We start from the raw sequence: 12948 nt of genomic DNA on the forward strand, positions 1-12948 counted from the left end.
GTGTATGCTTTCCTCTTTGCTTTGCGTTACGACGGAGGATTCCTGATGCGACACGTCCGCAACCGATCTGACGCCCGCACGGGCTGGGTGCTGGCCCTGGTGGCCGGCCTCCTCTGCGCCTCCATCGGGCTGGCCGCGCAGGAGGAGGGGACCCGGAACGGGGAATGGCCGAGTTACGGCGGCGACCTCGCGCACACCCGGTACTCGCCTCTCGATCAAATCGACGGCGGCAACTTCAACGACCTCGAAGTGGCCTGGTCGTTCCGCACCGACAACTTCGGGCCGCGGCCGGAGTTCTTCCTCCAGGTCACGCCGCTGATGGTGGACGGCACGCTCTACGCCACGGTCGGCACCCGGCGGGCGGCGGTCGCGCTGGACGCCGCGACCGGCGAGCTGCTCTGGTTCCACCGCTACGACGAAGGTGAGCGGGGCGAAGCGGCGCCGCGCCGGCTGTCGGGCCGGGGACTCACCTACGTGGATGACGGCGGCGACGGAAAGATCTTCTACGTCACCCCCGGTTACCACCTCATCGGGCTGAATGCGAAGACCGGCCGGCGCCTGTCGGACTTCGGCACCGACGGCATCGTCGACCTGAAGACGCAGCTCGATCAGGACATCGACCTCGTTACCGGCGAGATCGGCCTGCACGCCGCCCCCGTCGCGGTCGGCGACACGATCGTCATCGGCGCCGCGCACCTCCCGGGCGGCGCCCCGGCGTCGATGACCAACGTCAAGGGGTTCATCCGCGGCTACGACACGCGTACGGGCGACCGCAAGTGGATCTTCCACACCATCCCGCAGGGAGACGAATTCGGCAACGACACCTGGGAAGGCGATTCGTGGCGCTACACCGGCAACACCGGCGTCTGGGCGCAGATGACGATCGACCCGGAACTGCGCATGGCCTACCTGCCCATCGAGATGCCGACGAACGACTACTACGGTGGGCACCGCCTCGGCGACAACCTCTTTTCGGACAGTCTTGTGGCGGTCGACCTCGACACGGGCGAGCGGAAGTGGCACTTCCAGATCACCCACCACGACGTCTGGGACTGGGATCTGCCGGCGGCGCCGGTGCTGACCGACATTACCGTCGACGGCCGCGAGATCAAGGCCGTTACGCTCCCGACCAAGCAGTCGTGGCTCTTCGTTTTCGACCGGGAGACGGGCGAGCCGGTATGGCCGATCGAGGAACAGCCGGTGGCCCCCTCAGACATCCCGGGAGAGCGGCTCGCGCCGACGCAGCCGCACCCGACCAGGCCGCCCGCCTTCGATCAGCAGGGGATCGGTCCGGACGACCTGATCGACTTCACGCCGGAGCTGCGCCAGCGCGCGCTCGAGGTGCTGAACCGTTTCCGCTACGGACGCTCGATCTACACCCCGCCGTCGGTCGGGTCGGCCGACGGGACGTTCGGCACCCTGCAGGTGCCCGCCTCGACCGGCGGCGTGAACTGGCCGGGCGGCTCGTTCGATCCCGAAACCGGCATCTTCTACCAGTTCTCGAAGACCGAGGTGACCAACCTCGGCCTGGTGAACGATCCGGAACGGTCCGACATGAACTTCATCCGCGGCCGGGCGGAAGGAATCAGCGCGCGCGACGAAGCGCTGAATGTCGAGGGTATCTCCATCATCAAGCCGCCGTGGGGCCGGATCAGCGCAATCGACCTGAATCGCGGCGAGATTGTCTGGCAGGTCGCGCACGGCGAGACCGCCGACAACATCCGCAACCACCGGCTGCTCGAAGGGGTGGACGTTCCTCGCACCGGCCGGCCCGGCCGCGTCGGAACGCTCGTCACCAAGACCCTCGTGATCGCCGGCGACGGCGGCTCGTGGACGAATGAAGACGGCGAGACGGGCGCGATGCTCCGGGCCTACGACAAGGCGACGGGCGAGGAGCTGGGTCAGGTCTGGATGCCGGCGCAGCAAACCGGGTCGCCGATGACCTACACGGTCGACGGAAAGCAGTACATCGTCGTCGCGGTGAGCGGTGGAGGCTACGGAGGCGAGTTCCTCGCTTTCGCCCTGCCATGATCGTCGGCGTTCCGAAGGAGGCCTTCCCGGGCGAGCGGCGCGTCGCAATCGTTCCGGGAGTCGTCCCCGCGCTCGCGAAGGCGTCGCTAGACGTCCTGATCGAGCCTTCCGCGGGCGACGAGGCAGGCTTCCCGGACGCCGCCTTCACAGAGTCTGGAGCCCGAATCGCGGCGTCGCGCGCGCAACTCTTCGCCGATGCCGATGTCGTGCTGCAAGTACGCAGCCCCGGTGCGGCGGGCGAGGCCGGCCGTGCCGGCCTGGAGCAGCTCCGCGCCGGCCAGGCCATCATCGGGCTGTCGGATCCGCTCGGCGAGCCCGCCGCCGCCCAGGCGGTGGCCGAGCGGGGCGTCATCGCGTTCTCGATGGAGTTGATCCCGCGCATCACGCGGGCGCAGAGCATGGACGCCCTCTCGTCGATGGCGACGATCGCCGGCTACAAGGCGGTGCTGCTCGCCGCCGCGGCGCTTCCCCGGATGTTCCCGATGATGATGACGGCGGCCGGCACCATCACCCCGGCCAAGGTGTTCGTCGTCGGAGCCGGCGTGGCTGGGCTCCAGGCCATCGCGTCGGCCCGCCGCATCGGCGCGCGCGTCGAGGCCTACGACGTCCGTCCCGTCGTCAAGGAACAGGTCGAGAGCCTCGGCGCGTCGTTCGTCGAACTGCCGCTCGAGACCGAGGGCGCCGAAGATGCGGGCGGTTACGCCAAGGCGCAGGACGAGTCGTTCTACCGGCGGCAGCGCGAGACAATGGCGCGCGTCGTGGCGGCAAGCGACGTCGTCATCACGACGGCGCTCATCCCGGGGAAGACGGCGCCGACCCTCGTGACCGCGGACGCGGTGGCGGGCATGTCGCCCGGCTCCGTGGTCGTCGACCTGGCCGCCGAGCGGGGCGGCAACTGCGAGCTGACCCAGGGAGACGAGACGGTGGTGACCGACAACGGGGTGACGATTCTCGGCCCGACGAATCTGCCCGCGACGGTGCCGTACCATGCGTCGCAGATGTACGCGAAGAACATCTCGACCCTCTTGCTTCATCTCGTAAAAGATGGCGAGCTGGCGCTCGATATGGAGGACGAAATCACGGCGGGCACGCTCGTGTCGCGCGACGGAGCGGTGGTGCATCCGCGCATCCGCGACCTGCTCGGCACGCCCTCGCCGTCCGGAGAGTAGCCATGGACGTTCTCATTCCGCTTCTCACGATCTTCATGCTCGCCGTCTTCGTCGGCTTCGAGATCATCACCAAGGTTCCCCCGCTGTTGCACACGCCGCTGATGTCGGGGAGCAACGCGATCTCCGGCATCACGATCATTGGCGCCCTGCTGTCGGTCGCTTCCGGCCATGAGATGGCGCGGATTCTCGGCTTCGTGGCGCTGGTCATCGCGACGATCAACGTCGTCGGCGGCTTCCTGGTGACCAACCGAATGCTCAGCATGTTCCGCAAGAAGGACTGAGGTCCGAAACCAGACGACCGTGGACAGCACCGTCATCAACCTCATCTACCTCGTCGCCTCGGTCCTCTTCATCCTGGGGATCCGCGGGCTTACGCACCCGCGCACCGCGGTCCGCGGCAACCTGATGGGGGCCACGGGCATGCTGCTCGCCGTGGTGGCGACCCTGCTGGACCAGGAAATCTTCGGCGCCGGAACCGAGGCATTCATTTGGATTGCGGCCGGCGTCGGCCTCGGCGCGGCAATCGGCGCGACGCTCGCGCTCCGGATCGCGATGACCGCGATGCCGGAAATGGTGGCGCTGCTGAACGCGTTCGGCGGCGGCGCCTCCGCCCTGGTCGCCGGGGCGGTGCTCGTGAGCGAGCCGGATCCGGCGGTGCAGACGACCGTCGCCACCGTCGCCTCGGGCCTGATCGGCTCGGTCACGTTCTGGGGGAGCCTGGTCGCCTTCGACAAGCTGCGCGGCCTGCTGCTGCCCGACCGGCCGGTGGTCTTTCCGGGCCAGCAGGTGCTGAACGCCGCGCTCGGCCTCGTTGCGCTGGGTTGCGGCGCCCTGGTGGTGGCGGACGCTGGGATTGGCGGCCTCAGCCCCGTCGGCTACTACGCGGCGCTCGTGGGAGTGGCCTCGATCCTGGGCATTCTGCTGACGATCCCGATCGGCGGCGCCGACATGCCGGTCGCCATCGCGCTGCTCAACTCCTACTCCGGCCTCGCCGCCGCCTCGACCGGCTTCGTCCTCAGCAACAACATCCTTATCATCACCGGCTCGCTCGTCGGCGCCTCGGGGCTCATCCTGACCCGGATCATGTGCAAGGCGATGAACCGCTCGCTCGTGAACGTGCTCGTCGGCGCCATCGCGGAAGGGGGCGGCGCCAAGGCCGACGCCGATTCGGTATACGCGGGGCGGGTCAAGAGCACGTCCGCCGAAGAGGTGGCGATGCTGTTCGACGGCGCGCGCCGGGTCGTCGTCGTCCCGGGCTATGGCCTCGCGGTGTCGCAGGCCCAGCACCAGGTGCGCGACCTCGCCAACCTGCTCGAGGAACGCGGCATCGAGGTCGAGTACGCCATCCATCCGGTGGCCGGCCGGATGCCGGGGCACATGAACGTGCTGCTGGCCGAGGCGGACGTCGACTACGACAAGCTGAAGGAGATGGACGCCATCAATCCCTCGTTCGAGCAGACCGACGTCAGCCTCGTGATTGGCGCCAACGACATCGTCAACCCTGACGCCCGCAACGATCCGTCGAGCCCCATCGCGGGCATGCCGATCCTCAACGTCGATCAGTCGCGGACGGTCGTGATCATCAAGCGGAGCCTCTCCCCCGGCTTCGCCGGCATCCCCAACCCGCTGTTCGCCGCCGACAACTCGCTGATGTTCTTCGGCGACGGCAAGAAGGCGGTGCTGGACCTGATCGCGGCGGTCAAAGAGGCATAGGGCAGCATTGAAGCAGGAATTCTGTAGTACAAACAGTCATGCGGCCTGATAAGCTCTGTTCTCCGATGCGAAGCGACTACCTCTTCGCCACGCCGTCCACTTGGTCCGGGATCGCGCGCCTAGTTGACTTGTTCGGCGTCTTCGACAGCTACAACGACAGCGCCGCCGATGATCTGGCCGATGCGCGGGCAATCTACAGCGACTGGCACATCGTCGGCCAGGATCTCGCCGACACCATGATGAGGTTGGAAAGTGAGCCGACGACGGACCAACCGCCAATCATCGAAACTGCCCGCGCAGCGGACGGACACTGAATCCGCACAGCCGCCGAATCGGGACTCCGAAGGCCTCGAGCGGGTTTCGGAGCACGTCTCGATCTCTCAGTCGTTCCAAGGCCCCCTTCCGCCTCCTGGATTGCTCGCCAAGTACAACGAGGCTTTTCCTGACTGCGCGGAGCGGATCGTGGCGATGACCGAGCAGCAGGCCGCGCACCGTCACGCACTCGAATCGCGCGGAGGAACGGAAACAGAAGCGGTCCGACTTTTCGTCGCCTCAGCTTCAACTTCCATACGACGCGCCGACCCGACAGGCAAATCGCGAACGTCACCCGGAACGGCGGGACCGAACGTAGCCAGTGTCTTGGAACTGCGACAGGGGGCGGAAGCAACCACGCTGAGACTTCCATGAACCGAGCACCGGAGCGATCGGACACTGAGGCCCTTGAGATGCGCCATCGCCGCGGTTATGAGCGCCATCCGGTCCGGCCGGATGAGTTCGGCGACTGGGAAGCGGAACAGGTGTGGCCGATCGATCCCGCGTGGATGCCTCGCGCGAGGCCGGCGCCGTCATCACGACTTTCGAAACCAACCGTTTGATGTAGGCACAGTGGCGTTTCGGACCCTTGATGTATGGGGGAGGCAGGTAGACTTGTGGCCGACTGGAAACGTCGCAGGAGGTTCCCATGCACTTCGTGCTTCGCCTCGCCACAGCCCTCGCGCTCGGCTGTCTCGTCTGGTTCGTCTCGGCTGACTTGAGCGTATCCGCACAGTCGTCGACGACGAATCCTTACCGCGCCACGTTCGGTTGGGAACAACTGCCGGAGGGACGCGTTCTCGGCACGGTGAGCGGCGTGTTTCCCGACCCGGACGGCCGCCACCTCTGGATACTCGACCGCTGCGGCGCGAACGAGTGCGCGGGCACCGATCTCGACCCGATTATGAAGTTCGACCTAGAGGGCAATCTGGTCGACAGCTTCGGGGCCGGCCTGTTCGCGTTCCCCCACGGCTTCTTCCTCGATCACGAGGGATTTCTCTGGGTGACCGAGGGGGGCTCGCACGGCGATTCACGCGCCGTGGCGGGCGAAGCGATGGGGATCGGGCACCAGGTCCTGAAACTGAATCAGCAGGGAGACGTCGTGATGCGCCTGGGCGAGGCGGGCGTCTGGGGCGACGGCCCGAATCACTTCAATGGACCGTCCGGCGTGGTGGTCGCCCGCAACGGCGACATCTGGGTCTCCGACGGCCACCGGGGCGGCAACAACCGGATCGTGAAGTTCTCCGCCGACGGCACGTTCTTGCTGGAAGTGGGGGGCGGCGTCGGCTCGGAGAGCAAGGAAGCGGCCCGCTTCTCCGACCCGCACGACATCAAGATGGATTCGCAGGGCCGCATCTACGTCGCGGACCGCGGCAACAGCCGGATCCAGGTGTTCAACCAGGAAGGCGAGCTGCTCTACATCTGGACCCACTACGGCAAGCCGAGCGGACTGTTCATCGACCGCAATGACATCCTCTACGCAGGCGACGGCTTGTCCGGAATGGTCCGCACCGGCCCGCCCGACAACTGGCGCAGCAACCTGGGCTGGGAGAAAGGGATCCGGATTGGCGACCTGAAGACCGAGCAGGCGTGGGTCACCCATTTCATCCCGCAGCACGACGAGGACGTGGGCGCCGGCATCGAGTTCCTCGGCGTCGACTTCGACGGCAACATCTATGCGGGCGAAGTGAGCCGACGCCGGCTGGTGCGCTACGTCCCGCACCGGCCGTCGGAGCTGATCCGCACGCAGTAGGCAACGTGCCGGAGCTGCCGGAGGTCGAGCGTGGGCGCAGGCTCGCGGAGGACGTGGCGGCAGGGCGCCGCATCGAGGCGGTGGCCTGTACCGACGACCCGATCGTCTTCGCTGGGGCCGAGCACGAGCAGTGGCGCCGCGCGCTCGAAGACAAGCGGGTCGTAGCCGCCCGGCGCTGGGGCAAGCAACTCTGGCTGGAGTTGGATGCGCCACCGCATCCGCTCTTTCACTTCGGGATGGCCGGCGGATTCAAGACGCCGGCGTCGGTCCCGCTGCAGCTCAAGTCCGGACCGCGCGAGGACGCCTCGGTCTGGCCCCCGCGCTTCATGAAGATCCGGCTCCGGTTCGACGACGGCGGCGAGCTGGCCATGACCGACGGGCGACGGCTGGGGCGCCTCCTGTTGCGCGAGAATCCAGAGCAGGAGCCGCCGGTCTCGAAGCTCGGCTTCGATCCCCTGCTCGCGATGCCCTCGGCGTCCCGCTTCTCCGCGCTGGTGCGGGCACGCGGCGCTAACCTCAAGTCGCTGCTGCTCGATCAGTCGTTCGCGGCGGGCGTGGGCAACTGGATTGCCGATGAGGCGCTCTTCCAGGCCGGTATCGATCCCCGGCGGCGGGCATCCTCCCTCACCGACGCCGAAGCGCGAAAGCTGGGGGGCAAGCTCCGGTCCATCGTCAGTCGGGCCGTGGGCGCGAACGCGGACGACTCACGGTATCCCCGCACATGGCTGTTCCACCGGCGCTGGGGCAAGCGCGACGACGCCCGCACGGCGCGCGGCGAGCCGATAGAGCACGTGACCATCGGCGGACGGACGACGGCCTGGGTGCCTCTGCGGCAGAAATGACCCACTGCGACGGGCGCGCCTAGCGGAGGAGTACGGCCAGCCCGACTGCCCCCGATCAACCGAACAGCCAGGTGCCACCCGTGACGTAGAAGGCGACGAGCGGCAGCTTCCCCAACGCGACCGCCACGAGGAAGCGGCCGAAGGGCATCCGGAGCGACCCCGCCACGTAGCAGATCACGTCGGTGGGGATGATCGGAAAGAGCGACCAGCCGGCGACGATCCAGAATCCCCGGCGCGCCATCTGCGCCTCGAGCCAGCGAATACGCTCGGCGTGCTTCCGCTCGAACAGCTCCGAGAGGCCGAGGAAGTCAAAGAACCAGTAGACCAGCCCCGACGAAGCGACAACGCAGCCCAGCGAGATGGCGAAGACCGTCCAGTAGCGGTCCGGAAAAAGCAGCGTGCCTACGACGACCAGCACCGTGCCGGGAATCAGGGTCACCGGCCGCGCGAGGCTCACGACGACGTAGCCGACCAGCACCAAGGGTCCCGACTGCCGGAACAGGGCGACGAGGTTCGACGGCTCAATAAGGTCCGGCCGCACCGCGTAGAGCCCGCTGAGCCCCACCGTCACGACGAGCCAGAACCCGAGGGCGATGCGCCGGCTGGTGGTCATGGGCGGCTCGAAGCCTGCGGATGGCGGAGCGGCGAGCGCTCACCCCGGAGGTTGATTGGCCGGAACGAGGCGCGCAAGGCTGGTCGCGTCACGCACGAGGAGGCCGTCGGGTAGCGGGACCGGCATCGCCCACGTTGCGCCATTCGCGACGTCGTAGTGACGCACCACCGTGAATGCTTCGGCGTCCGGCGCCGCGACGAACAGCTCGGCGTCGCTCGTCAGCAACAGGAGATCGTCACCGGCCATCAGAACGGAAGCATGCTCCCCTTCGCGTCCCTCGCTCGCCCAGCGTACGTCGCCCGTCCCCGCGTCGAGGGCGACGAACTGGCCGCTCCGGGTCGACGAATGCCCGTAGAGCGTGCCGCCCGCCAGCACCGGTGAGGTCATGTACATCGTGACGCCGACGTTGCTCCAGGCGGGCACCGCTTGCCAGTCATTGCCCTGGCGCCGGATCGTGAACGCGTGAGTCCCCTGCCGCGAGCCCGAGATCACCAGGTGCGTGCCGGTCCAGACCGGGGTCACGGTGTTCTCGTGCCATTCGTCGATGAAGGGGACGCTCCACAGCAGCTCGCCGGTCGCGGCGTTGAGGCCGACGAGCGACGATTCCGTCAGCGTGACTACCTGGCGCTGACCCTCGACGTCGACCACTATGGGCGAGGCATACCCGGGCCCAACGCCGCCCCACGCCCAGATCTCGCGGCCCGTCGCCGGATCCAACGCGAGCACGCGGCCTCCCGCGGTATCGCTTCCTATTTGGACGAACAGCGTGGCGCCGGCGACCAGCGGCGACGCGGCCGTGCCGCAGAAGAGATCCGTCACGCTCACCGACGCGGAGTAGTCGTTCCGCCACTCCAGCGCGCCGGATGCGGCATCCCAGGCCGACAGCACCCCGCCGGCGTCCAGCGTGAACAGGCGCCCACCGTCGACTGCCGGCGTCGCGAACGGGCCCCGGAGCTCGACCGGGGCGATGGTGTTCTGAACGAAGCCGGCCGGATAGTCCTGTTGCCACAGTTGCGCGCCGCTGGCGAGATCGAGGGCGGTCACGATCTCGCGGTCGCCGTTCCGGCTGTGGACGAAGACCCTGCCGCCAGAAGCCACCGGCGACGAGTAACCCTCGCCGACCGGGACTTCCCAGGCGCGGGAGAACGCCTCGGGCCAGGTCTCCAGCGACTGCGTGGCCGGGGCAATGCCGTCGCGGCCGGGTCCGCGCCAGCCGGCCCATTCCTGGGCCCACGCCAGCGGGCCGACCGCCAGCACGAGCGTCGCGGAAACCACCCACCGCGCTGCGTGGACCATTCTGCTCACCTTGCGTGGTCGGCGATCAGATGGGCTGTCACCGGCTTCTTGGCCATAGAGTGAGTCCAGCACCGTTGATCAGGTGCGAAGTCGCGGCAGCTCCTCACCGGCTGGAACGAACCGGAGGGCGACCCCGTTGTTGCAGTAACGCTGGCCGGTCGGCGGCGGGCCGTCCCGGAAGACATGCCCCTGGTGGCCGCCGCAGCGGATGCAGTGGTACTCGGTGCGGGGAAGGATCAGCTTGAAGTCGACTCTCGTGTCCACCCGGCCCGGGATGGCGGCGAAGAAACTGGGCCAGCCGGTGCCGCTCTCGTACTTCGCGGACGACTCGAACAACGGCAGGTGGCAGGCCGCGCAGATGAACGTGCCCTCGCGCTTCTCGTGGTTCAACTCGCTCGTCCCGGCCGGCTCGGTGGCTTCACGGAACAACACGCGGTAGGAGTCGGCCGGCAGCAGCGCCTGCCACTCGTCGGCCGGTTTCTCGAGAGGCGTGAACTCGGCGTCCGCGGACGCCCGGCTCACCGTCTTCTGCTCGCCCATCGTCAACTCCTTGCCGGCCCCGCAACCTGCCGAGCCGCTGTTCAATACCGGAACAGAATCTGCAGCTTCGTGAACAGCGCGCGGTTCTTCCGCTTCAGCGTCCGGAACGGGTAACGCTCTTCGTCGATCAGATCCGCTTGCTGATAGTGGTCATCGTAGCCGACGTAGAAGACGGTCAGCGCGTTGATGCGATAGGTCGCCAGCAGATTCAGCGCGAGGGTGCCGTGGAATGAGTTGTACTCCGTGATGTTCCGGAGCAGCAGGCGGTCGGTGAAGGTCAGCGTGCTGAACGCCCGCAGGATCTGCACGTTGAACACCTCACCGGCATGCGGGCCGGGCCGGACGTCCGTAAACCGGCTGGTACTGAGGTTGATCTGCGACGTCAGCCGAGAGCTGGGCCGGACGGTGGCGAACACTCGCGCGCGCGATCCGCGGCCCAGGTACGGGTTGCTGACGTCGTAGAAGATCTCGTCGCCCCAATTGAAGCCGCCACCGAGCGAGAAGAGCCGGCTTGTACTGACATTGGTGCGCACGTTGTAGTTGTTCCGCCGGAAGCCGACGCCGCCGTAGCGCTCGAACGCGCGCGTCCCGCCAACGTCCAGGCTTACGTTGCGGGCGAACTGGAGTTCGAGCTCAGCGCCCGTCAACTCGTCCTCGCGGACACCGGCGTGGTTGTAACCCAACTCGTACTCGAACGACGGACCCCAGTTGATGAGCCAGTGCTCGGGCCACCATCGGTAGCCCACTTCGCCACCGACCATTCGCTGATCGACCCGCCGAACGAACCCGACGTCGGTGTGGAAGTCGGGATAGATGTGCGCCGTAAAGGCGGACGCCTCCAGGTTGCGGCCCTCGTGCTCGAAGAGTGCGCCGAGCATCGGGCCGCCCTTCTCATCACCATCCTCGTTCCTGTGCGCCGACTGGACGGCGACGAAGTTGAAACGGCTGGCCTGACCCAGGCGGAACTGGCCGTCGACACCACCGACCCGACTGTAGCCATCCAGGAACTCGCGGCCGGTCGCCACGACTCCGAGGTGCGATTCGCGGTAGAGGTCGTACCGCGCCCGCCCCACGATGAACTGCGCGTTGCGCCCGTAGGCCGGATCCGCCGGGTCGTCCCGCTTCCCCGGCGCTTCATCGTCGGCCACGAGGAAGCCCATCGTCGTCCGTCCCACCTTGCCGGTCAGCTTGCCTCCCACGTTCGGGTCCACAATGGTCCGCGTGTGGATCAACTGCACCGGCGAAGTGAACTCGAAGATGTCCTGGCCCTCCAGGAAGAAGGGACGCAGTTCCGGGAAGAAGAGCGGGAAGCGCTGGTTGACGTCGATCTGCGCCTCGTCCGACTCGATCTGCGAGAAGTCGGGATTTGCGGTGAAATCAGCGGTGAGGTTCGACGTGATGCCGTACTTGAGGTTGACGCCCCCCTCCGGGCTGGTTCCCTGGCCCACCCAGTCGCCCGACGCGTCGTCGAGAGAGCCGTACTGTATGGCGGTGAACGTCGGGAGGATTTCCAGGTTCCGGCTGGTCGACAGATCGGTCATCCCCTCGAGCACACCCATCTGCGCCATGAAGCTCTGCACGTCGCGCGACATAGGCGCCCAGACGATGTTCTCCTGGTTCTTCCCCTTCACCTCGCGAACGACCTGAAAGCCCCAGCGGTGCTCGACGCCAGGCGCCTGCTGCGGGTAGCGGATGCTCTTGAAGGGTATGGCCATCTCCGCCGTGTAACCGTCGTCGACGATCTCGGCGCCGCTGTAGAAGAGTGTGTCCCACGACCGGTCGGCGATCGGGATCGGCCCGCCACGCAGGTTCGACGCGTTGATGACCCCGTCGCCCTGCACGTTGTAAGCATTGAGATCGAAGTCGTAGCAGCGCTGCTGATCCATGAACGTGTCGATGTAGATGGTCATCAGGTCGTCCTGCCACGACGTGTCGCGATCCACCCGGTTCGCACGCAGGATGCCGGGATCCTCGTAGTGCAGGTAGAAACCGAAGTAGATGTGGTCGCTGTCGTAAGCGATGTAGATCTCGGTGCGCTCCGTCGCCGGCGCGCCGTCGAGGGGCGACTGCTGCACGAACTCCGTCAGGAGCGCCGCCTCGAGCCATGCCTCGTCGTCCAGACGGCCGTCGATCTCGGGCGGGGTGTCGATCCGCGCCGCCCGGACGCGCGGACGGTCCGCGAGCGCGCCGTATTCCGGATCCAGCGACGGAGGCCGGGTGTCGTCCGCGAGCACCCGGTTGGGCCCGAACGACGCCGAGCCGTCCGCCTCCTCCACCGACTGCGCCGCCGCGCCGCTGGCGGCGAGGAGGGCAATCGCGAGTGCAGCCATAACACGACCGCAGAATGTCCACATGGGATCCCTAGACGGAAGTTCCAGGCCGGGAGTTTCCACCTAGATCTTATCTCGGAGGCACTGCCCCGGCCGGGACCGCCCGTTGCGGTTGGCGCAGGGCTCCCGTCTCGTCTAGGATCGTTGGCTCCAACACGACCAGCGCAATCGCTCCGACGCCGACATCCAGGAGAACACACCGTGAAGTCGAGCCACGAAACCGCCGCGGGGGGGCCGCGGGCCCGGGGGCGGGGGGGGGCGCCCGGGGGGGGGCCGCCGCCGGCGCGCGGGGGAAGCGCCACCCCCCCCCCCGCCGCGCCCGGGGGGGGGGCCACGCGGGGGCCCCCCC

General features: G+C 67.6%; 12 protein-coding genes. 8 read left to right on the forward strand and 4 right to left on the reverse strand.

Annotated features, from left to right (window positions below):
- Positions 1 to 45: 45 nt before the first annotated feature.
- From F4Y45_01600 to F4Y45_01635, 8 genes are all read left to right on the forward strand, one after another.
- On the forward strand, positions 46 to 2031 hold the full coding sequence (locus F4Y45_01600) for a PQQ-binding-like beta-propeller repeat protein (protein MXY23200.1): 1986 nt from the start codon (positions 46 to 48) through the stop codon (positions 2029 to 2031).
- Complete coding sequence (locus F4Y45_01605) at positions 2028 to 3200, forward strand: Re/Si-specific NAD(P)(+) transhydrogenase subunit alpha (protein MXY23201.1); 1173 nt, start codon at positions 2028 to 2030, stop codon at positions 3198 to 3200. Before F4Y45_01600 ends, F4Y45_01605 begins: the two co-directional genes overlap by 4 nt.
- Before the next feature lie 2 nt (positions 3201 to 3202).
- Positions 3203 to 3481 (forward strand): NAD(P) transhydrogenase subunit alpha, encoded by a 279-nt coding sequence (locus F4Y45_01610; GenBank protein MXY23202.1) that lies wholly within the window; start codon positions 3203 to 3205, stop codon positions 3479 to 3481.
- A gap of 19 nt (positions 3482 to 3500) precedes the next feature.
- Complete coding sequence (locus F4Y45_01615; protein ID MXY23203.1) at positions 3501 to 4913, forward strand: NAD(P)(+) transhydrogenase (Re/Si-specific) subunit beta; 1413 nt, start codon at positions 3501 to 3503, stop codon at positions 4911 to 4913.
- 65 nt (positions 4914 to 4978) lie between these two features.
- A complete protein-coding gene (locus tag F4Y45_01620; protein ID MXY23204.1) occupies positions 4979 to 5227 on the forward strand; it encodes a hypothetical protein in 249 nt (82 codons plus the stop codon).
- On the forward strand, positions 5166 to 5600 hold the full coding sequence (locus F4Y45_01625; GenBank protein MXY23205.1) for a DUF2335 domain-containing protein: 435 nt from the start codon (positions 5166 to 5168) through the stop codon (positions 5598 to 5600). Before F4Y45_01620 ends, F4Y45_01625 begins: the two co-directional genes overlap by 62 nt.
- A gap of 274 nt (positions 5601 to 5874) precedes the next feature.
- Complete coding sequence (locus F4Y45_01630) at positions 5875 to 6978, forward strand: hypothetical protein (GenBank protein ID MXY23206.1); 1104 nt, start codon at positions 5875 to 5877, stop codon at positions 6976 to 6978.
- Between the two features lie 5 nt (positions 6979 to 6983).
- Positions 6984 to 7820 carry a hypothetical protein gene (locus F4Y45_01635; protein MXY23207.1) on the forward strand — a complete coding sequence of 279 codons (837 nt, stop codon included), beginning with the start codon at positions 6984 to 6986 and terminating at the stop codon, positions 7818 to 7820.
- Between the two features lie 55 nt (positions 7821 to 7875).
- On the opposite strand, the gene F4Y45_01640 is transcribed toward F4Y45_01635, so the two are convergent.
- From F4Y45_01640 to F4Y45_01655, 4 genes are all read right to left on the reverse strand, one after another.
- Entirely contained in the window at positions 7876 to 8433 is a 558-nt protein-coding gene (locus tag F4Y45_01640) for a TVP38/TMEM64 family protein (protein MXY23208.1), read from the reverse strand.
- A 39-nt stretch (positions 8434 to 8472) separates the two neighbouring features.
- Positions 8473 to 9729 (reverse strand): PQQ-binding-like beta-propeller repeat protein, encoded by a 1257-nt coding sequence (locus tag F4Y45_01645; protein MXY23209.1) that lies wholly within the window; start codon positions 9727 to 9729, stop codon positions 8473 to 8475.
- A 78-nt stretch (positions 9730 to 9807) separates the two neighbouring features.
- Positions 9808 to 10269 carry a peptide-methionine (R)-S-oxide reductase MsrB gene (gene msrB / locus F4Y45_01650; GenBank protein MXY23210.1) on the reverse strand — a complete coding sequence of 154 codons (462 nt, stop codon included), beginning with the start codon at positions 10267 to 10269 and terminating at the stop codon, positions 9808 to 9810.
- Between the two features lie 41 nt (positions 10270 to 10310).
- Positions 10311 to 12623 carry a carbohydrate binding family 9 domain-containing protein gene (locus F4Y45_01655; GenBank protein ID MXY23211.1) on the reverse strand — a complete coding sequence of 771 codons (2313 nt, stop codon included), beginning with the start codon at positions 12621 to 12623 and terminating at the stop codon, positions 10311 to 10313.
- Between the last annotated feature and the right edge of the window lie 325 nt (positions 12624 to 12948).

Source organism: Acidobacteriota bacterium, from assembly GCA_009838525.1.
Taxonomy (GTDB): Bacteria; Acidobacteriota; Vicinamibacteria; order Vicinamibacterales; family UBA8438; genus VXRJ01.